General features: G+C 34.3%; 22 protein-coding genes and 1 other annotated feature. Of the genes, 16 read left to right on the top strand and 6 right to left on the bottom strand.

Annotation, left to right across the window (positions count from 1 at the left end):
* The first annotated feature begins 27 nt into the window (after positions 1–27).
* From AMD00_RS02510 to AMD00_RS02490, 5 genes are all read left to right on the top strand, one after another.
* Positions 28–450 carry an ester cyclase gene (locus AMD00_RS02510; protein ID WP_053416761.1) on the top strand — a complete coding sequence of 141 codons (423 nt, stop codon included), beginning with the start codon at positions 28–30 and terminating at the stop codon, positions 448–450.
* A gap of 48 nt (positions 451–498) precedes the next feature.
* Positions 499–1,080 (top strand): TetR/AcrR family transcriptional regulator, encoded by a 582-nt coding sequence (locus AMD00_RS02505; RefSeq protein WP_053415516.1) that lies wholly within the window; start codon positions 499–501, stop codon positions 1,078–1,080.
* A gap of 497 nt (positions 1,081–1,577) precedes the next feature.
* Positions 1,578–2,048, top strand: a complete 471-nt coding sequence (locus tag AMD00_RS02500) for a peptide-methionine (S)-S-oxide reductase (protein WP_053415515.1) — start codon at positions 1,578–1,580, stop codon at positions 2,046–2,048.
* A 397-nt stretch (positions 2,049–2,445) separates the two neighbouring features.
* Positions 2,446–2,805, top strand: a complete 360-nt coding sequence (locus AMD00_RS02495) for a BlaI/MecI/CopY family transcriptional regulator (RefSeq protein WP_053415514.1) — start codon at positions 2,446–2,448, stop codon at positions 2,803–2,805.
* 11 nt (positions 2,806–2,816) lie between these two features.
* Positions 2,817–3,950, top strand: a complete 1,134-nt coding sequence (locus AMD00_RS02490) for a M56 family metallopeptidase (protein ID WP_083446075.1) — start codon at positions 2,817–2,819, stop codon at positions 3,948–3,950.
* A gap of 296 nt (positions 3,951–4,246) precedes the next feature.
* Here AMD00_RS02490 and AMD00_RS02485 read toward each other — a convergent pair whose 3' ends face one another.
* Positions 4,247–4,873, bottom strand: a complete 627-nt coding sequence (locus AMD00_RS02485) for a hypothetical protein (RefSeq protein WP_053415512.1) — start codon at positions 4,871–4,873, stop codon at positions 4,247–4,249.
* Between the two features lie 356 nt (positions 4,874–5,229).
* On the opposite strand from AMD00_RS02485, the gene AMD00_RS23650 reads away from it, so the two are divergent.
* The 4 genes from AMD00_RS23650 (at position 5,230) to AMD00_RS02470 (ending at position 8,128) form a co-directional block, all read left to right on the top strand.
* Positions 5,230–5,397 (top strand): GNAT family N-acetyltransferase, encoded by a 168-nt coding sequence (locus AMD00_RS23650; protein WP_211258599.1) that lies wholly within the window; start codon positions 5,230–5,232, stop codon positions 5,395–5,397.
* Between the two features lie 657 nt (positions 5,398–6,054).
* Complete coding sequence (locus tag AMD00_RS02480; protein WP_053416760.1) at positions 6,055–6,888, top strand: alpha/beta fold hydrolase; 834 nt, start codon at positions 6,055–6,057, stop codon at positions 6,886–6,888.
* A gap of 248 nt (positions 6,889–7,136) precedes the next feature.
* Positions 7,137–7,622 (top strand): GNAT family N-acetyltransferase, encoded by a 486-nt coding sequence (locus AMD00_RS02475; protein WP_053415511.1) that lies wholly within the window; start codon positions 7,137–7,139, stop codon positions 7,620–7,622.
* 110 nt (positions 7,623–7,732) lie between these two features.
* The gene (locus AMD00_RS02470; protein WP_245639419.1) at positions 7,733–8,128 is read left to right on the top strand and encodes a hypothetical protein; all 396 of its coding nucleotides are present in this window, start codon (positions 7,733–7,735) and stop codon (positions 8,126–8,128) included.
* Positions 8,129–8,384: 256 nt separating this feature from the next.
* Here the strand turns inward: AMD00_RS02470 and AMD00_RS02465 are convergent, their stop codons facing one another.
* The 4 genes from AMD00_RS02465 to proC form a co-directional block, all read right to left on the bottom strand.
* Positions 8,385–9,239: an SDR family oxidoreductase gene (locus AMD00_RS02465; protein WP_053415510.1), complete on the bottom strand. Its 855-nt coding sequence runs from the start codon at positions 9,237–9,239 to the stop codon at positions 8,385–8,387.
* Complete coding sequence (locus AMD00_RS02460) at positions 9,236–10,264, bottom strand: polysaccharide biosynthesis protein (RefSeq protein ID WP_053415509.1); 1,029 nt, start codon at positions 10,262–10,264, stop codon at positions 9,236–9,238. The genes AMD00_RS02465 and AMD00_RS02460 overlap by 4 nt, the downstream gene beginning before the upstream one ends.
* 56 nt (positions 10,265–10,320) lie before the next feature.
* Positions 10,321–10,920, bottom strand: a complete 600-nt coding sequence (locus AMD00_RS02455) for a glycosyltransferase family 2 protein (protein WP_053415508.1) — start codon at positions 10,918–10,920, stop codon at positions 10,321–10,323.
* Between the two features lie 225 nt (positions 10,921–11,145).
* A complete protein-coding gene (proC, locus tag AMD00_RS02450; protein ID WP_053415507.1) occupies positions 11,146–11,955 on the bottom strand; it encodes a pyrroline-5-carboxylate reductase in 810 nt (269 codons plus the stop codon).
* Positions 11,956–12,006: 51 nt separating this feature from the next.
* Positions 12,007–12,222 (bottom strand) — a binding site (T-box leader).
* A gap of 119 nt (positions 12,223–12,341) precedes the next feature.
* On the opposite strand from proC, the gene AMD00_RS02445 reads away from it, so the two are divergent.
* The 4 genes from AMD00_RS02445 to argH all read left to right on the top strand — a co-directional run bounded on the left by AMD00_RS02445 (position 12,342) and on the right by argH (position 16,940).
* On the top strand, positions 12,342–13,286 hold the full coding sequence (locus AMD00_RS02445; protein ID WP_053415506.1) for an MBL fold metallo-hydrolase: 945 nt from the start codon (positions 12,342–12,344) through the stop codon (positions 13,284–13,286).
* Positions 13,273–14,025 carry an SDR family NAD(P)-dependent oxidoreductase gene (locus AMD00_RS02440; protein WP_053415505.1) on the top strand — a complete coding sequence of 251 codons (753 nt, stop codon included), beginning with the start codon at positions 13,273–13,275 and terminating at the stop codon, positions 14,023–14,025. Before AMD00_RS02445 ends, AMD00_RS02440 begins: the two co-directional genes overlap by 14 nt.
* A 336-nt stretch (positions 14,026–14,361) precedes the next feature.
* Positions 14,362–15,570, top strand: a complete 1,209-nt coding sequence (locus AMD00_RS02435) for an argininosuccinate synthase (RefSeq protein WP_038182061.1) — start codon at positions 14,362–14,364, stop codon at positions 15,568–15,570.
* Positions 15,567–16,940, top strand: a complete 1,374-nt coding sequence (gene argH / locus AMD00_RS02430) for an argininosuccinate lyase (RefSeq protein ID WP_053415504.1) — start codon at positions 15,567–15,569, stop codon at positions 16,938–16,940. Before AMD00_RS02435 ends, argH begins: the two co-directional genes overlap by 4 nt.
* A 140-nt stretch (positions 16,941–17,080) precedes the next feature.
* Here the strand turns inward: argH and AMD00_RS02425 are convergent, their stop codons facing one another.
* A complete protein-coding gene (locus AMD00_RS02425; protein WP_053415503.1) occupies positions 17,081–17,305 on the bottom strand; it encodes a hypothetical protein in 225 nt (74 codons plus the stop codon).
* A gap of 170 nt (positions 17,306–17,475) precedes the next feature.
* Between AMD00_RS02425 and AMD00_RS02420 the strand changes: the two genes are divergently transcribed.
* The 3 genes from AMD00_RS02420 to AMD00_RS02410 are packed head-to-tail and all read left to right on the top strand — an operon-like array spanning position 17,476 to position 21,148.
* Positions 17,476–18,930, top strand: coding sequence for a spore germination protein (locus AMD00_RS02420; protein ID WP_245639418.1), 1,455 nt, complete (start codon positions 17,476–17,478; stop codon positions 18,928–18,930).
* Positions 18,931–18,983: 53 nt separating this feature from the next.
* The gene (locus tag AMD00_RS02415) at positions 18,984–20,039 is read left to right on the top strand and encodes a GerAB/ArcD/ProY family transporter (RefSeq protein ID WP_407701109.1); all 1,056 of its coding nucleotides are present in this window, start codon (positions 18,984–18,986) and stop codon (positions 20,037–20,039) included.
* Positions 20,036–21,148: a Ger(x)C family spore germination protein gene (locus tag AMD00_RS02410; RefSeq protein WP_053415501.1), complete on the top strand. Its 1,113-nt coding sequence runs from the start codon at positions 20,036–20,038 to the stop codon at positions 21,146–21,148. The genes AMD00_RS02415 and AMD00_RS02410 overlap by 4 nt, the downstream gene beginning before the upstream one ends.
* The last annotated feature ends 80 nt before the right edge of the window (positions 21,149–21,228 follow it).

The raw sequence follows: 21,228 nt of genomic DNA, 5'->3' as shown, positions 1-21,228 counted from the left end.
ACTTCTTTAAAAAGATCGCCTTCAACAATACAGACTAACGAACAGATTTTAAAAAGTTTTTTTGAAGTTGTAAGATCGGGTAACAAACCTGAACTAGCTGAAACCTTCATGACGAAAGAGGTAAAAGCTCATCAAATGAATTCAGAAAGTATGGTGACAATAATAAGATCACCCAAGAATTATGCAGATCATATAAAAGAAATGTTGGAAGTATGGGGTAATTTTAAAATTGAAATTCAAGAACTTCTTTCTCACAATCAGAAGGTTTATGTTAGATGGAAACAGATTGGAATGCATATTGCAGAATATGAGGGCTACCCACCTACAAATAAAGAAGTTATTGAAATAGGTAGTGCCATATACCGACTAGAAAATCAAAAAATAGTGGAATATTGGATTCAAGTGGATAGACTTGGGGTCATTGAACAAATAAAACGAAACCAAAAATAATATTGGTATCAGTAGAGAAATACAGTTTTTTGTGAAGGAGAATTTATCATGGTTCGACAACGTGGATTTGATAAGGAAAAAGCATTGGATATTGCTATGGAACTTTTTTGGGAGAAGGGATACGCTGCCACATCGATTAGCGATTTAACAGCCATTATGGGAATACAGCGGCCCAGTTTATACGCAACGTTTGGAGATAAAGAGAAATTGTTTGAAGCTGCTTTGCGTAAATATACAAATTTGCATGCCTCCCTCATTAGAACAAAACTACAAAACACTATATCTGTGAAAGAAGCATTTCGTAATCTATTTGAAGAATTGATTGAAAAGGAGTACAAGAACAAAGTAAGTAAGGGCTGTTTTTGTATTAATACAATTGTAGAGCTTGCCCCACACGATGAAAAATTTGAAATCCTTACAAGGGAACATGAAATGTATCTTTCTGTCATATTTCAAGAAACACTTTTAAAAGGTATTAAATCAGGTGAGTTAGAAAGCAATCTAGATGTTAAAGCCTTAGCTCAGACATTAGTTGTTGCATTAATTGGAATTACTGTTTTATTGAAATCCCATCCGGAGAGGTCATTCGTAGATAAATCTGTAACTTTAATATTATCGTTAATAAAATAAATGGAGTAAAGTTCGGATTAATGGAGCTATGTCTTTAATAAGCATTTTTCCAAAAAAGATTAAAAAAAAGAAAATTGGAACCAAAAAACCTAAATAATAAATTCCACAATCGGGCCAGTTTGTGGAGCAACACAGGTAAAATATGATCAAACTTTTTTATGAAGACCAAACTTAAATCTGCTGAAAAAGAATCCATTTTGATTGATCTCTTTTCTAAGTGAATTCTTTTTATTTATTGAAAATGCTGGCTTCTAAATCTCTTGTTAAGCTAACGAGGTGCTTTACTTCAATAAGGAGTAGAGCCTTTTTCTTATTGAACTAACGGGGCATTTTAGTTTAAGAGTGTTGTTTAACTTGTATTCAACAATCGGGCCATGATGTGGAATAATAAAATTTGTCATTATCTTAATGTGTAGTAGACTTAGTAACTACAGCTTTTTCCTCCTATTTACTAGGAATGAATTTTTTTGATTTTTTAAACAAAGAGGAGAGTCAATATGGAAGTAGTATATTTTGCAGGTGGATGTTTATGGGGAGTACAAGCTTTTATTAAAACTTTACCTGGAGTTAAGTTTACAGAAGCAGGAAGAGCTAATGGAACAAGTCATACACTTGAGGGTAATTATGATGGGTACGCCGAATGTGTAAAAACAGGATTTGATCCGACAGTTGTAACAATAAGGGATTTAATGGGGTATTTATTTGAAATTATTGATCCATACAGTTTGAATAAACAAGGACAGGATGTTGGCGAGAAATACAGAACAGGAGTATATAGTGAAAAGCCTGAACACTTAAAAGAGGCGAGGGCGTTTATTGGTGAGAGAAATGATTATGACCATATAGTTGTTGAAGTATTACCTCTTACAAACTATATGAGAAGTGCAGAAGAACATCAAGATAGGTTAGCTAGATGTCCAAATGATTATTGTCATATTCCAGAAGAAATATTAAGTAGGTATAAGTAAGGGAGAATATTAAAAGATGGTTTATGGGATCTAAAGTTTTCAGAAATGCTTTACCATATAAAAAGGGGAACAGAACTATTTAATCATTTTCAACAATCAGGGAAGCTTAGTACAAATAAAGGAGTTCATTTGAGCTCCTTTTTGTTTTGCGAAAATCAGTGAATATAAGCAACAACTAATTAATTTGAGAAAATGATTGTTGGAGCTAGCTTTTAGTGAACTTTAAAAGGGTTTAAACACAGTATTAAAAGGTTAATTTATCAGTAGAATTATGCCCTTAAAAATGAAACTCTCCATCAGACTATCTCAATAGTCTTGACAACTACAGACTATCGCAGTAGTATTAGTGTGTGACAGACTATTGCAATAGTCTGATTAAAAAAAGGAGCATGCGTGTATGCAAGTTAAATTGTTTGATTCGGAATTACAAGTCATGAATATTTTATGGGAAGAGGGCGATTTGACAGCTAAACAGCTCACACAAATTTTAAACGAACGAATAGGTTGGAATAAAAATACCACCTATACAGTTATAAAAAAATGTATAAAAAAAGGGGCCATTGAAAGAATTGAACCTAACTTTATCTGTCATCCAATCATAAGAAGAGAACAGATACAAGAACAAGAAACGACGGAATTGATTGATAAAGTATTTAATGGTTCTAAATCTTTACTATTCGCATCCTTACTAGACAAGAATAAAATGTCTGCGAGTGAGATCGATAAATTAAAGCAAATTGTTAAAGATCTTGAGTGAGGGATTATGATATGAGTATTCTCAACATGAGTGTAGACGCATCTCTCATCCTCATTATTGTGCTATTGATGAGGATGTTAGTAAGAAATAAAGTGCCAAAGCAAACATTTTTAATTCTTTGGGGAATCGTTGCATTTAAACTACTCATCCCCTACTCTTTTTATTCAAAGTTGAGCATACAACCTATGCTGAAAAACTTATTTGTTACACCCACTCACTCAAATGGTTCAGAAAATTTGCTCAATACAATCGAAATCGCACAAACATCAAGCACGTTCTATCATCAGCTTTTGCTTGTGATGACAAGCGATTTCGTTCAATACCTTTGGATATGTGGGGGGATAGGGGTTTTGCTATTCTTTATATTGGCCTATGTTAGATTTTATAAAGAATTTAAAACAGCCATCCCAGTGAAGAATAATGAGTATCTCGATCAATGGCTAAAAGATCATAAGTTAACAAGAACGATTCAAATTGCAGTATCAGATAGAATTTCAACCCCGTTAACATATGGAATCTTTAAACCAGTCATCTTATTGCCGAAATCAACAAATTGGGAAGACGCTGCAAGTATTCAGTTTATTCTCACGCATGAATTAATCCATATTAAACGCTTTGACGTTTTGTGGAAAGTAATTTTAACAATTATGGTAGCTTTGCATTGGTTTAATCCATTAGTTTGGCTTATGTATTTTTTAGTGAACAGAGACATTGAATTGTCTTGCGACGAGAGAGTTATTAGACAATTTGGAGATAAGGCAAAGTCAGCATATGCATTATCTCTCATCAATATGGCAGATGAAACCTATACGGTTACGTCGTTTTGTAATCATTTTAGTAAAAACGGGATTGAAGAAAGGATAGTGTCCATTATGACCTTAAAGAAAAAGTCGGTTTTAGGAACAGCATTCGCATGTACATTAGTCATTGGAGGAATGACCGTTTTTGCGGCAACTGGTCAAGAGTCACCAACGTTGAAAGAAGACAAAAAACGAAATGCAGTTATTGTTACTGATACATCAAATAGCACGACGGAACCACGTGTAATCACAACAAATAAAGGCAAAGAACGAAATGCAGCTATTGTTACTGATGCATCAAATAGTACGACGGAACCACGTGTAATCGTAACAAATGAAGAATAAATAAATTACTCCAAAGACTAGTTCTGAATTACGGGACTAGTTTTTTCATTTACTCCATCATTTTTTCATAATAAAACTCAAATGCCTTCCACTTTGTTGGTTTTACCAATAGCGCGGCCACCAAGACAAACGAAAAGAACCCCCTTTACCCTCTATATAGTGAAGTAATCTGGGAAGTGGACAAGTTTTAAAAATAAAAAATAGCCTCATGAAACATGAGGCTCCGATTCAAAAGAAGTATAAAGTTAACGTTTCTTCAGAAGTCGAAAACTAACAGTACTGGCCAAGCTGAAGGATTAATCACATCTATATTTAAATTTAGGTTCTGTCTGAATGTAAAAGGCATTTCTTACTTGCGCACACCAATTGGCAAAGGCGGATCTCCATTCGGGCGTTTCAAAGAATTGTTCAACAGTTTGTGTTTCAGAATGCCACACGATAAATAGATTGAGTGGGGCAATTCCTCCTGCCCAAATTCCGTTATTTGCATCGGTATCCTCTTCCCTGACTAATAATAAGGGTAGTCCAAATTGAAATGCCATTGAGGGTTCTACTTGTGAATAAACGGAACCTTCCCAGACCGGAGTGGGTGGCGGGAGGGGTCCGGTATTGACATCGACTGTTTCAACTTTAAACCGACGAAGGTTGACTGCTAACATTCCATAACTTGATGAAACTAACCGACGAATATCCGTTAAAATTGATTCGGGATAACTTTCGCTTAGAGGCAATGTACGCGGAAAAAGCAAAGCGTTCTCAATCTCCAAAATTAGACGGTTTAGAAACCGTTGTTGGTAGTCATTTAAATGCGTTGTCGTACTTAAAAATATGGGAATACGATAAGCGCGGTCAATGCATTGCTGATGTGCTGGATCTATATTTTCTTTATCTCTGCGTGAAACGTTATATCCATCACGACTCATTTTCTCACCTACTTTTTTTCTTAGTATATGAAAAAGGAACAAGGAGGATTGGACATAATTGTTCAACTAACGGCTGCTTTAGTAGAAGATTTTTAAGCTGTTCAGATAGTTCTTTTTTTATTCAACTAACTTTTATCCAAATTCAAATAGAAGTATCGAATTAGAAGTTGGTAAAGAGATTTATCACGAAAATGGTTTGGCTTGTATAAGTTTATTAGTGAAAGACGACTATGAGACTTGCTTCCAAAACTAATAACTCTTATTGCACTAACGGGTTCATTACTACAATAAGGAGTAGGACCATTAATGTGTTCTCATCCTAATGGAGAAATATGTTTCAATAATTTTTCATTAGGATGGGAATTACAAATGAAATTGCTGGTTCAACAAGATATGGTCATATCCAATTTGACAATAAGCGTTTAGAAATTGGGTGGACTTGGTATGGCAAACATTTTAGAGGAACCGGATTAAATATGGCTTGTAAATATGAACTATTGAAATATGCGTTTGAAGTTATGTAATTTAGAAGAGTACAGTTTAGTGCAGATATAGAAAACACTCGTTCACATTCACAAAATGTAATTAAAAAGTTAGGTGCTACTCAAGAAGGTATATTTAGAGCAAATTATTGATTCATCAGGGGTAAGTAGAGATGATGCTTACTTTAGTATTATTTAGACAGAATGGAACGAAATTAAAAAAAGCGTATTTAAAGAATTTATTTAATTGTTTAGCCTATAGGTGAAATTTTCAAGATGAAGCTTGCCTTTTTCTTATTCCAAAACAAAGATCATGAAATATTGTACTTAAAGTAACCGGGTAAGTAAGTTGAAGAAGAAAATGTCTGTTTTTAGAAGGGTAATTTGTTTAGACTAAAGAATATATATATTACTGCAGGTCATAAATTCATATTTTGATAGGTGATTTCTACCGATAGAAAACTAAGATTACGAGATTTAGAAGTTTTTCGTTTCTTTAAAGATAATAAAATGCTGGCTAATGTCATTATTGAAGATACTAGAGGACCCTTTACAGAGGGAGATAAATCGGTCCATTTACTGTATATGAAAAGGTTGTCGGAAGCAGGAAACATGCATTTAGAAGTTATTAGGACATATATTGTAAATCTAGATGTGTTATTTATTTTAGTTTTAGATAAGAAAAGGGGAATGAATTTTATGTGGAAACAAGGATTAATAGAAACAGAAAGAGGTATCTTCGAGTATTTTACTGCTGGTCAAGGCGATCCATTAGCCATTACACATTTATATATGGCATTTGATGAACGTGGAAATTTATTTGCAACCCCTTTTACCGATCACTATAAAGTTTATTTAATTAATACACGAGGTGCCGGTCATTCGGTAAAAGCTGAAAATGAAAGTCAACTTAGTATGAAAGAAGCTATAAAAGATTTAGAAGCAATTCGAACAGCGCTAAGGATTGAAAAATGGGCATTTGCTGGTCATTCAACAGGTGGTATGTTGGCATTGCAATATGCAATAGATTCACCGCAATCTTTAACAAAATTAATTGCAGGTTGTACGGCAGCAAGTAAAGAATACGCTGGACACAAGAATAGCATCTATTATTCAGGAAATAAGTGTTTTCCACGAATTATTGAGATTATGGAGTTGTTGAACAATCCAAATACAGTACAAGAAGATCGTCAAAAATTAGGATATGAGTGGGCATTAATGTCCTATTATTCTGAGGATAGATTAAAAGAAGCAATTAAACGCCCGAATAGTGGCCGTACAGTTGGAGAAAATCTTGATTACTTTAGAAAAATAGAAGTGAAAAATTTTGATCTTCGAAACCAATTAAAGAATATAAATATACCTAATTACATATTTGCAGGTAGATATGATGTTCAATGTCCTGTTGAATTTGGAATTGAAATAGCAGATCTTATTCCTCAATCACAATTAATCATTTTTGAAGAATCAAATCATAATCCATTTATTGAGGAAGAAGAGAGGTTTAGAGAGTTTGTAAAGACAACTTTATAATGAGTGACAATAATTAAGAACGTCTATAAGAGTGATATGAAGTTTCTCTCGCAATTGTTGAACAAGGTTTATTAAAATTTTGTGTTAGTTAGGGGTTGCATTAAGATGCTTTTAATTAGCTGCTGAACATGATTAGGGATAAAAGGAGTGTAGATGAGAACTGGAGGAGGAAAAAGGAAAGTGTTGTTAATATAAGTGGATTAAATCTATTTGATAAATATTCAAGGAACTATAGAGGGGTAATTAATATGTTGAAAATACGCAATGTGAAATTAGAAGATTTACCTGAACTTGTGTCGATTGAAAATAAGTGCTTTACACAAGAAGAAGCAGCAACAGAAGCAGCGTTCGAAAAACGAATTCAATTGATCACTGACAGCTTTTATGTAGCAGAAATAGACGGAACAATTGTTGGTTTGATAAATGGTCCTGTAATTGAGCGACCTGAAATAACCGATGACTTATTCAAATCAATAAAGCAAAACCCAACAACTGGTGGACATCAAAGTATATTAGGCTTAGCAGTTTCCCCAGAATACCAAAAACAAGGAATTGCTTCAGCACTACTCGAGCATCTAGAGAAAGTAGCAGCAACTAGCAAACGTGAGACAATTACTTTAACGTGTAAAGAAGAATTAATCGGCTATTACGAAAAGCAAGGCTACAACAATGATGGCGTTTCTAACTCAGTGCATGGCGGTGAAGTTTGGTATAACATGAGTAAAATACTGTAAACTTAATTCCAATAGTCATTTACATAAAACACCCTTATAGTGTATTATTACACTATAAGGGTGTTTATTATTTGTTTAATGGTTTGAACGCAATCTCTAGAAGGATATTAATGATGAAAAAAGTGGCAGTTTTTAGTTTGATTATTTGTTTATTTAGTTTTCCCTATGCATATTTTTCTTTGTTTCAAGACTTTAACAATAGCTCAATGAAGGGTTATTTATTGTTACTTGTTATATCAATAATATTAGCTTTTTTTGGAAGCTTAACTAATAACTCAATAGCCGTACTCATAGGGAATACTGTATCATTCATTATTTCGTATTATTTTAACAGTAAGATGATAAATATTGACTCGTGGGATGGTTATTTTAAGCCAATTGGCTCAATTCGTTTTTTAGTAGTAGTGAGTGTAATTAATTTAATCCCTCAATTGGTGGCAATTAATTTTGCTAAAAGTCTGAACAAAAAGCGGATAGAAAGAACGGGTATTCTTTCTAAAGAATAAATTGATAAGAACTAAACTACTAATATTGGAAATAAAATACCTTTACTATTATCATGATGTGCCATAAATTCAATGACAAGTTCAATAATTAAGAATACAAAAAAATATCCTAAGACGATATGCTGACAAAAGTTAGCACATTGACTTAGGATAGTAAGAGTCTCTATTTATGAGATGTAATTATGAGAGGGTATAATGTAGTTGCTAAGTAAGTATGTTTTATTCAATAAGTCTTGATATGTAGTACAAAATCAACTTATCTAAAATAATGAGGATATAAATCTCTGTGGGTTATAATCCATTCTTTCATCTCTAAAACCATTTTTTCGTAACTTGGTACTGCGAATGAAAAATCGTTTCGGTTATTAATTAATGTTTTATTCACTTTAAGAGACTCATACGGTAAAATATTGAGTTCATTTTCTTTCAAGTTTTCATTGAATAGCTTCAATAATTCAAACTTACTAATACTTGTATTGTTAACTAAATTATATAGACCAGTTACGTTTTCGATAGCTGCTCTTTCCATAGCTTTTGCTAAAGTAAGCGTAGTAACACCGGTCCATATTGCACCAGTATATCCATTTATCGTATCTTGTTGCTTCATAAACCAATTAAATAAACCTATACCGTCTTCTTTCATGTCGGGTCCTATTATAGAATTCCTAAAGGTCAAATTCTTATGATCATTGATTTCACCTAAAGCCTTCGTTCTATCATAAAAAGTTTCACCATCATGAATACTAGTTTCAGTATATGGTGCCGCTTTTCCAGAAAAAACACAATCAGTACTCATATGAATTAGTCTAGTTTGGCTGTCTTTTATGATATCTACGATAGAGTGAGGTAAGTAACTATTCAAGTAGACAGCTTTTGCTGGAGCTTCATCGCAAAAATGGTTTAAAACACCAACACAATTAATGATTACATCATAGTTATTTTTTAATAAGATTGCTTTTAACAAAGGACTTTCGCTAATATCTCCAAGGATGTTCTTGCAATAGGGGAATGCTGTTCTCGTGAAGGCAGTGACTTCATGGCCATTTTCACTTAAATACAAAGCGATTGTGTGACCGGCCATTCCAGTTGCACCAAGAACTAAAAACTTCAATTTTTTCCTCCATTCCAGTTGCGTAGCTCATCTTGAATATATTGCAGTTCTAATAATTTCTCTTGTATTTCTTTTACTGAAAGTATCTTTGTATTATTTGAGTTATATTCATCTGATAACGTAATTTTAGGAGATCCTTCATCAAGATATTTGCCATAATTCAAATCTCGGTTATCTGCTGGGATTTTATAAAAACTTCCTAAATCAATAGCTTTTGAAGCTTCCTCTTTCGTAAGTAGAACCTCGTAGATCTTTTCACCGTGCCGAGTTCCGATAGTCTTAATTTCACTATTGGTGTCAAATAATTCTATAAGAGCTTGTGCTAAATCTTCTATATAAGAAGCAGGCGATTTTTGGACCATAATGTCACCTTTGTCTGCATTTTGAAATGCATATAAAACCAATTCCACTGCTTCTTCTAGGCTCATCATGAAGCGGGTCATTTTAGGATCAGTTATTGTTATTGGTTTGCCAGTTTTAATTTGTTCTAGAAACAAGGGGATAACTGATCCGCGGGAAGCCATAACATTGCCGTATCTAGTGCCACAAATCAATGTTTTGCCAGAGGAGGCTGTTCTAGATTTAGCAATGAACGTTTTTTCCATCATCGCTTTTGAAATCCCCATTGCATTTACAGGATAAACTGCTTTATCTGTAGACAGACATATGACCTTTTTAACACCTGCTAATATAGCAGCTGTTAATACATTGTCAGTGCCGAGTATATTCGTTTTTACGGCTTCTATAGGGTAAAATTCGCAAGAGGGAACTTGCTTAAGTGCTGCCGCATGAAAAATATAGTCTACATCATGCATAGCGTTTTTTAAACTACTTATATCACGGACGTCTCCAATGAAAAATTTGATTTTATTATTCTTATATAAAGTACGCATATCATCTTGTTTTTTCTCATCTCTTGAAAATATTCTAATTTCTTTTATATCTGTATTAAGAAAACGTTCTAAAACTGCATTTCCAAATGATCCAGTACCGCCAGTTATGAGCAACGTTTTATCTTTAAACATAAAATGAAATCACCACACCTCTCATTTGTGTGTGAAGGTTTAGAAATTTTACAACACTATTTTAGTCCTCTTAGATGTAGATCAGATTCTGAATTTTCCCTAGGGAAGTTATACCAGTAGGCTACTAGACCGGTATATTTACATTTTGGTATTTTATTCACTAAAGCTACATTGAAATCCCAATCACCAGCAAACTCACTTTGAGTTGTGAATTTTGCATCACCTATAAAAGTTCTTCTAATTATTTTAAATTGTCCTGGCCATTGATAACCGTCAGTATGTGCTTTTTCAACTATTTTGCCGTTTCTAGTGATCATATTGTAATAATAAATATCATATTCTCCATCGACTTGTGCTAAGACATCACTAATTGTGGGCACGTAACAATCATCACTATCTATAATAGCTACGTAATCACCAGTTGCTTCAGCAATACATCGATTGTAGCTTTCACTTGCACCAATATTAGTTTCATTTATTAATATCTTTAATTGTGGGCAAGTTTTTTTATATTCCTCTAAAATTTCTAGTGTATTATCTGTAGAGGCATCATTGCATACGATAATTTCATAAGCATATTCTTTCGGAATACTATTTAACATAGTTAAAATCCATTCCGAACTATTATAAGCTGGAGTTAAAAAACTAATTTTCATTCATGTACCTCAATTCATTTAATCTATTTCTAAATAAAAATTGTAATTAATTTACATTTTAATAAACCTACATTAATCATTATATGCTTAGCATTGCTTAAATGTTCGGTAGGTTATTGGGTGGAGGAACTTGTAATTTTAAATAGGTATGTCAATTTGATTTTGATAAAAAAACCCTGTAAAAGCATGATAAATCCAAGCTTTTACAGGGTTTCTTTTGAGCCTTTATTCACTTTGTGCTAATTCGCGTGATTTCGCTTCAGCGTCATGAATGCATGCCATGATCGCGTCTTTGAAGTGGTTTTCTTCTAATGCTTTAATGCCAGCTTCAGTAGTGCCACCAGGACTTGTTACTTTTCTACGTAGCTCTATTGGTTCTTCTGTAGACTGTTTCAACATTTCAGCTGCACCTGCAATCGTTTGAATGGCAAGTGAGCGTACAACTTCTCGTGATAAACCGTACTTAACGCCAGCTTGTTCGAATGCTTCGACTAGATAGTATAAATATGCTGGACCACTGCCGGAGACAGCTGTTACCGCATGTAGTTTATCTTCTTCGACTTCTATTACAGTTCCTATTGCTTCTAACATTGTCATAAATTCTTGTTTTAAACTTGCATCGATTTGTTCATTAAATGATACGCCACTTGCTGACATGCCAATTGTAGCTGAAGTGTTTGGCATAACGCGAGCAATAGGTCGTTTTCCTAAACTATTTTCAATCGTTGCAATCGAAATACCTGCAACGACGGATAAGACAGCTGTATGTTCTTGAAGGAGGGGAGCTAAAGCTTCCATTCCTTTTATAACGTCTTTCGGTTTCATAGCTAAAATAATGCAATCTGCAACTTTTACAACATCGCGACTGTCAGAAACAATTTGTACGCCATGTGCATTAGCGATACGATTCAGTTTTTGACGATCGGACTTATTCATAATATGAATGCTTTTGGGTGATACGACACCTTCTTTTACCCAACCTTGAATCATAGCTTCAGCCATTGAACCTGCGCCAGCAAATACAATTGTTTGCATAATTGTCGCCTCCTGTTTTTTTTCAATAAAAAAAGCCTTCCCATCCTTATATAAAAGGACGAAAACGCATGTTTCCGCGGTACCACCTTGTTTTGCTAAAAGACTTTAGCACAACTCTCGCTCCTTATTATCGCTAAGGGACGGCTATGTTTTCATAGCAGCTCAGAAGTAGGTTCTAAATATTAAGCGGGTCATGTGACTTGCAGCCGGTGATCACACTCTCTTTACACCATCAATATTTGTACTATTCTTCATCTACGCTTTTTTGTATGTGATTGCAAGTATAGTGTCTTAATAATTTTTTGTCAACATTATTAGGTGACGATTTCTAGCTTATCTTGTACAATAAGGTGAATAGCTATTCATTTTTGTAGGGGGTTTTTGAAATGTTTCATAAGATTATTACACCAACGCCATTTGCAGTAGGGACTGTAAATTCCTATTTATTAAAAGGGGACGCATTATCAATTTTTGATGTGGGTACGAAAACGCCCGAAGCATATGAAGCATTAGAATTGGGTTTAAAAGAAGCGGGCTATCGCTTTGAAGATATAGAACAAGTCATTTTAACGCATCATCATCCAGATCATATGGGGCTAGTCGATGCATTTCCTAACGCCAAAGTACTAGGTCATGTATATAATGATGCTTGGCTACGAAGAGACCCAGTATTTCTTGCTTCCCATTTCGATTTTTATATGGACCGTTTAAAGGAAGAAGGCGTACCAGAAGAATATTTTCATTGGGTAAAGAAAATGACAAGATCAACGGATTTTGTAGGCACTCGCCCTTTAACCTCCATTTTACATGACGGAGACGAAGTACCAGGACATCCAGGTCTTATAGCGATGGAAACATTAGGTCATGCGCAAAGTCATTTAGCTTTTTGGCATAAAGAGAAGAAAGCGATGATTGGAGGAGATTTGCTCATTGGCCATGTATCGTCTAATCCATTAATTGAGCCACCACTTAATCCTAATGCTAAACGCTCAAAATCGCTATTACAGCAAAATGCTTCATTGAAAAAGTTATTAACATTACCAATTGATGTCCTCTATAGCGGTCATGGGGAAGAGATTCGCAATGTACATGAGCTAGTAAAGGAAAGACTTGAAAAACAGCATAAGCGTGCGATGAAAGTATACGGAATGATAGAAGGTGGTCCGAAAACTACATTTGAACTGAATGTTGAACTGTTCCCATATGCTTATGAGAAAGAATTAGGTTTAACATTATCAGAAACAATTGGTCAGTTAGACTACTTAATCGATGAAGGACTTGTTAAAGAGAAGATGAATGATAAGGGCGTTTATCTTTATGAACAAGCTTAAAATCATTCTCGTAACAGGTGCGACAAGTGGAGTCGGTAAGTGTATAGTTGACATTCTTGCGACTCAGGGGCATACGATCATTGCAACTGGGCGCTCATTAGAAGCTTTGCAATCTTTTACTGCTCCAAATATTCAAACGATTCAAGCTGATCTTTCTACTATAGAGGGTATTCATGAACTAGTAAAAAAAATGCCTCCAATTGATATTGCCATATTCTCTGCAGGAGTTGGAACGTTTGCATATGCAACAGACTTAACGGATGCTGAAATAGAACAAATGCTTCATGTGAATATTCAAGCACCTATTATTCTAACAAAGGCGTTATCACCCCAAATGATAGAACGTAAAAAAGGTCAATTTGTTTTCATTGGCTCTCAAGCAGGGAAGGTAGCAACACCGAAAGCATCAGTCTATGCTGCGACAAAACACGCAATCATAGGCTTTACAAATGCACTTCGTATGGAGCTTGCCCCATTTAATATTCAGGTGACAACAATCCATCCTGGTCCAATTGATACGCCTTTCTTAGACCATGCGGATCAAACTGCTACATATCGTGACACTATGAAAAATGTGTTATTAACACCAGAGCAAGTAGCTGAAGCGACGGTCAAAACAATTGGCCGTAATGTTAGAGAAGTCAATTTACCGTCGTATATGGCGATTTCAAGTAAACTATACGCGGTAGCACCGTCCCTAGTTGAAAAATTAGGAAAACGATTTTTTAATAAGAAGTAAAAACACTTATGAATATACATTGATGTGTGAATAATCATTAATGACATTAGTGTTCAGATAATAGTTTATGCAGAAAAAACTGCATAGTGTGCATAGTTGAATTTATTCATTAAGAGAGCTGTTCTAGTAGAGAATTCTACTGAGGATGGCTCTTTTTCTTATATACAAAAGGTTTCTTGAGTGTTCATGCTCTGTTTATATGAATTTATTAGAAACTTTAAATATTTTTTAATAATGCAAGAAAATACACTTGTATTCATTTTTATTCCATGCTATGATAAGTGCATAAATATTAATCAAACACGTATAAACATACATAACTTGGAGGAATGTCAAATGGCTAAAAAAGTAGTTCTTGCATATTCAGGCGGTTTAGATACATCAGTTGCGATTCAATGGTTAATCGATCAAGGTTACGAAGTAGTAGCTTGTTGCTTAGACGTAGGTGAAGGTAAAGATTTAGACTTCGTTAAAAAGAAAGCATTAGAAGTTGGTGCGATTGAATCTTACATGATCGACGCTAAAGACGAGTTCGCTGAAGAGTACGCATTAATCTCTCTTCAAGCTCACACTTGGTACGAACAAAAATATCCTTTAGTATCAGCTCTATCTCGTCCACTTATTTCAAAAAAATTAGTAGAAGTTGCTGAACAAACAGGCGCAGTTGCTGTAGCACATGGCTGTACTGGTAAAGGAAATGACCAAGTACGTTTCGAAGTTTCTATTAAAGCATTAAACCCAGATTTAGAAGTTCTTGCACCAGTTCGTGAATGGGCTTGGAGCCGTGAAGAGGAGATTGAATACGCAAAATCAAAAAATATCCCACTTCCTATTTCTTTAGATTCACCATTCTCAATCGACCAAAACTTATGGGGCCGTGCTAACGAATGTGGTATCTTAGAAGATCCTTGGGCTACACCACCAGAAGAAGCGTACGAATTAACAGTATCACTTGAAAATGCTCCAGATACTGCTGATATTATCGAAATCGAATTCGAACAAGGTGTTCCAGTAGCAATTGACGGTGTTTCTTATAAATTAGCTGACTTAATCTTAAAATTAAACGAAGTAGCTGGTAAACATGGTGTTGGCCGTATTGACCACGTTGAAAACCGTTTAGTTGGTATTAAATCACGTGAAGTATACGAAATCCCTGGTGCTCACACTTTACTATTAGCTCATAAAGAATTAGAAGATATTACACTAGTAAAAGAAATCGCTCATTATAAACCAGTTATTGAGAAAAAATTAACTGAACTTATCTATGAAGGTTTATGGTTCTCTCCATTAAGAACTGCATTAGAAGCATTCTTAAAAGAAACTCAAAAATTTGTCAATGGTACAGTTCGTGTGAAACTCTTCAAAGGGCATGCAATTGTTGAAGGACGTAAATCTCCTAACTCTCTATATGACGAAAAACTAGCAACATATACAAAAGATGATGAATTCGATCACGCTTCAGCTGTAGGTTTCATCGAACTATGGGGTCTTCCAACAAAAGTGAACTCTATGGTAAACAAAGGAGAAAAGAAGGTGCAAGCATGAGTGGTAAACTATGGGGCGGACGATTCCAAAATTCTGCAGAACAATGGGTAGATGAATTCGGGGCATCCATCGGGTTTGACCAACAGCTTGTAACAGAAGATCTTGAAGGCAGTATTGCTCACGTTACGATGCTTGGTGCTTGTGGCATTTTATCACAAGATGAAGTCAACACGATAAAAGATGGTCTCCATCAACTACAACAAAAAGCAACTGAGGGCTCTCTTGAGTTCTCAATTGCTAATGAAGATATTCACTTAAATCTCGAGAAAATGCTAATCGATTTAATTGGTCCAGTTGGCGGTAAATTACATACTGGCCGTAGCCGAAATGACCAAGTTGCAACAGATATGCACTTGTTCCTTAAAAAGCGTGTGCAAGAGGTTATTTCTTTAATAGAAGCTTTCCAAAAAGCGATTGTTACGCAAGCGGAAGATAACATTGATACACTTGCACCTGGTTACACGCATTTACAGCGTGCGCAGCCAATCTCATTTGCACATCATTTGATGACTTATTTCTGGATGCTGGAACGTGATAAACAACGTTTCCAAGATTCATTGAAACGAACTGATATTTCGCCACTTGGAGCAGGTGCTCTTGCTGGTACGACTTTCCCGATTGATCGTGAAATGAGTGCTGAGCTACTTGGTTTCTCCGCTGTTTATCAAAACAGTATGGATGCAGTAAGTGATCGTGATTTCATCGTTGAGTTTTTAAGTAATGGTTCACTTTTAATGGCGCACTTATCACGCTTTGCTGAAGAAATCATTCTGTGGTCAAGTGAGGAGTTCAAATTCATCGAGTTAGATGATGTGTTCTCTACAGGATCAAGTATTATGCCACAAAAGAAAAATCCCGATATGGCGGAGTTAATCCGTGGTAAAGCAGGTCGTGTTTACGGTAATTTAATGGGTTTACTAACTGTCTTAAAAGGAATTCCATTAGCTTATAACAAAGACATGCAAGAAGATAAAGAAGGTATGTTCGATACATTGCATACAATTGTCGGCTCACTGAAAATCTTCGAAGGTATGGTTCGTACAATGACCGTTGCAAAAGAAACTTTGCATAAAGCAGTTCATCAAGATTTTTCTAACGCAACAGAACTTGCTGATTATTTAGCAACAAAAGGTATGCCTTTCCGTGAAGCGCATGAGGTTACAGGGAAACTTGTATTCCTTTGCATCCAACGTGGTATCTACTTGTTAGACTTATCAATCGAGGACTTGCAAGAAGCAAGCTCATTAATCGAGGTAGATGTGTACGATGTGTTAGCACCAGAAGCAGCTGTGCAACGTCGTCACTCATTAGGTGGTACTGGTTTTGAGCAAGTGAAAATTCAAATTGCTAAAGCTAAAGAATGTTTATAAAAAAATAGATTGGATGAATGTTCACAGAGGGGAACCGATTCCATAAGTTATGGGCATACATATATGTTCCAGCAAAGCCAACTTCCAGAGGGAAGTTGGTTTTTTGTATTTGCTGATGAAAGTTTTATCATTCATATCTACTAGTTTTCAACTACTTCAAGCAGATCCGTATGTATCTTTACGAAATACGACTCTAATAATTTTTCTAATTGATTACTGAGGTTGAAATACTCATCATCTGCTTTGTTAATTACGGTATAAAATTCTTGTTCCAGCTCGGTGAAAGCATCATCATCCATTTCTTCATGTTCCAAAACGAAAAAAAGACGCCACATTTCTTCGCCATACATGATGATAATGAGCATAACAATTAACTTCTAGTTTATAGATGTCTTTATTAATAGAACGATCAATTTGTCCTTATTCCTTCTAAGGTTGTATCGTCGTCTATCTTCATTTCCTAAAAAACTTATGGCATACATTTTCAAAAAAATGGGCAAACTAAGTAAATATTTAAGAAAGGCGTGTGGTACTTTTGAAATTTAAATTGGTACGTACCACGAAAGTTGATCAGCTTATTAAAAAGCCTAACAACACGAAAAATCAGGCTGAGCAAACTATTGAGACTTTAAAGAAAAATACACGCAATATAGATGATGTTTTATTCAAAAAAATTCCTACAGATGAAGGCATTGTTACTGTCATTTATTCCTCATCACTTGTAGAGAAAATGACTCTGCAATCGATGGTTTTTATTCCTTTAGCTAATCACATAAATCAAATTCACCAAGTAGCTGAAGTAATCGACCCATCTGATCTTAAAGACGTTACAGCAAAGCTAGACTCTGGACAAACGCTACTGTATTTTCATCAAACAAATACAATATTAACTATTGATACATATAGTGCGCCAACACGTGCTATAACGAGTACGATGACAGAGTCAACGGTTATTGGACCACAAGATGCGTTTTCAGAATCATTAGAGACAAATATATCTTTAGTTAGAAGACGTATTCAAAATCCGAAGTTGAAAAATGAAGATCAAACCATTGGAACAGAAGCGAACATAAGAATTTCAATAATGTACATGGATGATACTGTAAATAAGGAGAGTTTAGATACTTTAAAAAAGCGAATCAATAAAATTGATTATCCTTCATTTACGGATATTTCCGTGTTAAAGCAATTAATTGAAGATAATCCTTTATCACCATTTCCACAGTATTACATGAGTGTACGACCGGATAGTATTAGTCGATATCTTATTGATGGTAGAATTGTTATTTTCATGGATAATAGTCAAGCTGCAGTCGTTTGTCCTACATCATTTTTTGAAATGTTTATCTCTGTTGAAGATTATTACAATCGTTGGACAACGGCGTCTTTACTTCGAATGCTGCGATTTTTTGGGTTTTTCTTAACCATCATGATAACGCCAATGTATATTTCTGCATTAACTTTTCATCCGGAGATACTGCCATATGAACTTCTTCTGAATCTTCAAGAATCAAGAAGTAAAGTTCCTTTTCCACCACTTTTTGAAGTATTGTTTATTGAATTGATCATAGAAGTTTTAAGGGAAGCCGGATCACGAATGCCTGCAAAAGTAGGTCAAACAATCGGTATCGTAGGAGGTATTGTAATTGGAACTGCAGCGGTAGAAGCCGGATTAATAAGTAATATACTTGTAGTATTGGTTGCAACTTCTGCATTACTTTCATTTCTTCCTCCAATTTTTTTAATGAGTAATACAAGTAGATTTATTCGATACTTTTTTATTTTATCTGCAGGTTTGTTTGGTTTGTTTGGACAAATGTTGGCATTTGCTTGGCTAATAACACATTTAGAAGGGTTAAAATCTTTGGGAACGCCATATTTGGCACCCTTTATTCCTAGAAAGGCTTCAGATTTGTTGGATAGTATTATAAGATTTCCGACTGCATTATTAAAAAGTAAGACGGGTATTTCAAAATCACAGAAAAAGTAAATGTCTCAAAAGAATTGAGGTAGTTTAAGTTGAGTACAAACAAACAGAAATTTTTGAATAGATATCATGTTATCTTTTTAGTCCAAAGCGCAATGGTTGGTACTGGAATTCTCACTCTACCTCAAAAACTGAGTAGTGTCGGTTATAGTCAAACACTTTTCCCTATCCTTTTTGGGGTAATTGCAAGTCTAACATTATTACCGATGATTTGGATGAATAGTAAGTATCCTAACGAAAACCTATTTCGGATCAATGAAATCTTATTAGGGAAATGGTTAGGGAAGGGTGTAAATCTATTTATTGTCTTGCAATTTTTAGTTTTTTCATCGGGGATTATCAGTAGTTATATGCATCTTATACAAAGCACAGCACTTCCAGAGCAAACTATTACAGCACCTGCTTTCTTTTTTATTTTATTACTTGTATATATAGTCCGTGGAGGTATTAGATCTGTAGCAAGGTTTTGTATCATGACTTTCTTTATTACTATACCTATGCTTTATTTTCTTCTTTGGGCAATTGAAAAAGGAGAAATGAGTCACTTTCTTCCTTTCTTCAATTATAATGGCAAGGAATTTTATGATGCCATGAAAAAAGGTTATTTATCTATCTTAGGCTATGAATTAATTATGTTTTATTTCCCGAATATTATAGATCAAAAAAAAGCATATAAACATGCATTAATAGGAATTTGGATAAGCATAGTTCTTTGTCTTATTACCACTGCAGTAAGTGTGATGTATTTTTCAGAATGGCAGTTAAAATATGTAGAGTTTTCAGTATTAAATTTGTTTAAAGCTGGGGAATTTTCTTTTATTGAACGAATCGATATTATTGGAATGACGCTGTGGGTCTTTCTCATCTTGTCTACAGTTACAGCGTATTTATGGTGTGCGAAAAGAGGGATGGATTCATTACTTTCTAAAGAAAGAAAAAACTATATTTACATTCTTGCACTAATCGTATTCCTGATTATTAAGATGCCATTTTCTCAAGAATTCCAAGAAAAATTATTTTCAGCAAGCAGTTATGTTGGATATGTGATATTAGTTTGGCCGATTTTTTTGGCTATAGTACATCTACTTAGGAAAAAGCAGGTGCAAACATGAACAGAAAATTTAAATTAATGTTTACTCTTTTTGTTCTCCTTTTTTTGGTAGGTTGTTCAGAGAAAGAGGTAAAAGTACCATTAGAAGAAGTAGGTATGGTTGGTATAATGGCATTTGACTATATAGATGAAGATACAACTAAATTAACTGTAGCGATTCCACAATATTCTCCTGAAGCGAAACGTAATACACAGATTTTCTCAGTGAAAACTGACTTAGTTTCTAAGGGGATTGTTAAAATTGAGAAACTTTCAGATAAAAAAGTTATTTTAAACCAATTACGTGTTGTTCTTATTAATGAGGAATATGCACGTAAGGGAAGAGTGGAGAAAGTGATTCAGAATCTATATAGAGATTCTGAAGTAGGAAATAAAGTACTTATTGCAGTAGTTAATGGTAATGGAGAAGAATTGTTAAAAGGACAATATCTCGATAAACCAAATATCAACTTTTATTTAAATGATTTATTACTGCCTAGTATTAATACTGCTTTTAACCCGAATACCAATATTCATGATTTTATCTACACAGTAACAAATCCAGTATTTGATCCAATCCTACCAATAATAGAAAAAATTGATGATAAAATCGAGATTAAAGGAGTCGCTTTGTTCAAAAATAAACATATGATCGAGAGTATAACACCAAGTGAAGCACTCATTATTCAAGCATTGCAAGGTAAAAAGAAACTGGCACCATTACCATTAGATTTAAATAAAGGTAATGGCAAAGAAATAGTCATGCTCGATTTAATTGAAAGCAAGGTAAAAATAAAAAGTAATAAAAATCATAAATCTCCTAAGCTTAATATCGTATTAAATATCAAAGGAACGCTTAGCGAATACCAAGGAAAAAGAGAGCATGAATTGAATACTCCAAAAAGTATAGCAATTCTAGAAGATGATATTAATAAACAACTTAGAAAAGACATTGAAGAATTTTTGAAGAAGCTTAAAGGGTTAAAGATTGACCCAATTGGTCTAAGTGAAAATTTTCGAATGTATTACAAAGGAAAATGGAATGATAAACTAACGGATGCAACGATTGCTAAGTTAAAAGTAGATGTCCATGTTAAAACGTCTATTATTAGTACAGGTACTTTAAAATAAATTTGAAACGTTTTTTGAGAGAATATAAATTGAAATAACTAAATAACATAAAAGCAATAAGTAAACCCTTTAGGATTCGA

This window comes from Viridibacillus arvi, assembly GCF_001274945.1.
GTDB classification, from domain to species: Bacteria; Bacillota; Bacilli; order Bacillales_A; family Planococcaceae; genus Viridibacillus; species Viridibacillus arvi.
This window is presented reverse-complemented; position numbering and strand designations above follow the sequence as displayed.

Coding starts and splice junctions, on each gene's coding strand:
- AMD00_RS02505 (WP_053415516.1), top strand. CDS start 499: ATGGTTCGACAACGTGGATTTGATAAGGAAAAAGCATTGGATATTGCT.
- AMD00_RS02500 (WP_053415515.1), top strand. CDS start 1,578: ATGGAAGTAGTATATTTTGCAGGTGGATGTTTATGGGGAGTACAAGCT.
- AMD00_RS02495 (WP_053415514.1), top strand. CDS start 2,446: ATGCAAGTTAAATTGTTTGATTCGGAATTACAAGTCATGAATATTTTA.
- AMD00_RS02490 (WP_083446075.1), top strand. CDS start 2,817: ATGAGTATTCTCAACATGAGTGTAGACGCATCTCTCATCCTCATTATT.
- AMD00_RS02485 (WP_053415512.1), bottom strand. CDS start 4,873: ATGAGTCGTGATGGATATAACGTTTCACGCAGAGATAAAGAAAATATA.
- AMD00_RS23650 (WP_211258599.1), top strand. CDS start 5,230: ATGGGAATTACAAATGAAATTGCTGGTTCAACAAGATATGGTCATATC.
- AMD00_RS02480 (WP_053416760.1), top strand. CDS start 6,055: ATGTGGAAACAAGGATTAATAGAAACAGAAAGAGGTATCTTCGAGTAT.
- AMD00_RS02475 (WP_053415511.1), top strand. CDS start 7,137: ATGTTGAAAATACGCAATGTGAAATTAGAAGATTTACCTGAACTTGTG.
- AMD00_RS02470 (WP_245639419.1), top strand. CDS start 7,733: ATGATGAAAAAAGTGGCAGTTTTTAGTTTGATTATTTGTTTATTTAGT.
- AMD00_RS02460 (WP_053415509.1), bottom strand. CDS start 10,264: ATGTTTAAAGATAAAACGTTGCTCATAACTGGCGGTACTGGATCATTT.
- AMD00_RS02455 (WP_053415508.1), bottom strand. CDS start 10,920: ATGAAAATTAGTTTTTTAACTCCAGCTTATAATAGTTCGGAATGGATT.
- proC (WP_053415507.1), bottom strand. CDS start 11,955: ATGCAAACAATTGTATTTGCTGGCGCAGGTTCAATGGCTGAAGCTATG.
- AMD00_RS02445 (WP_053415506.1), top strand. CDS start 12,342: ATGTTTCATAAGATTATTACACCAACGCCATTTGCAGTAGGGACTGTA.
- AMD00_RS02440 (WP_053415505.1), top strand. CDS start 13,273: ATGAACAAGCTTAAAATCATTCTCGTAACAGGTGCGACAAGTGGAGTC.
- AMD00_RS02435 (WP_038182061.1), top strand. CDS start 14,362: ATGGCTAAAAAAGTAGTTCTTGCATATTCAGGCGGTTTAGATACATCA.
- argH (WP_053415504.1), top strand. CDS start 15,567: ATGAGTGGTAAACTATGGGGCGGACGATTCCAAAATTCTGCAGAACAA.
- AMD00_RS02425 (WP_053415503.1), bottom strand. CDS start 17,305: ATGCTCATTATCATCATGTATGGCGAAGAAATGTGGCGTCTTTTTTTC.
- AMD00_RS02410 (WP_053415501.1), top strand. CDS start 20,036: ATGAACAGAAAATTTAAATTAATGTTTACTCTTTTTGTTCTCCTTTTT.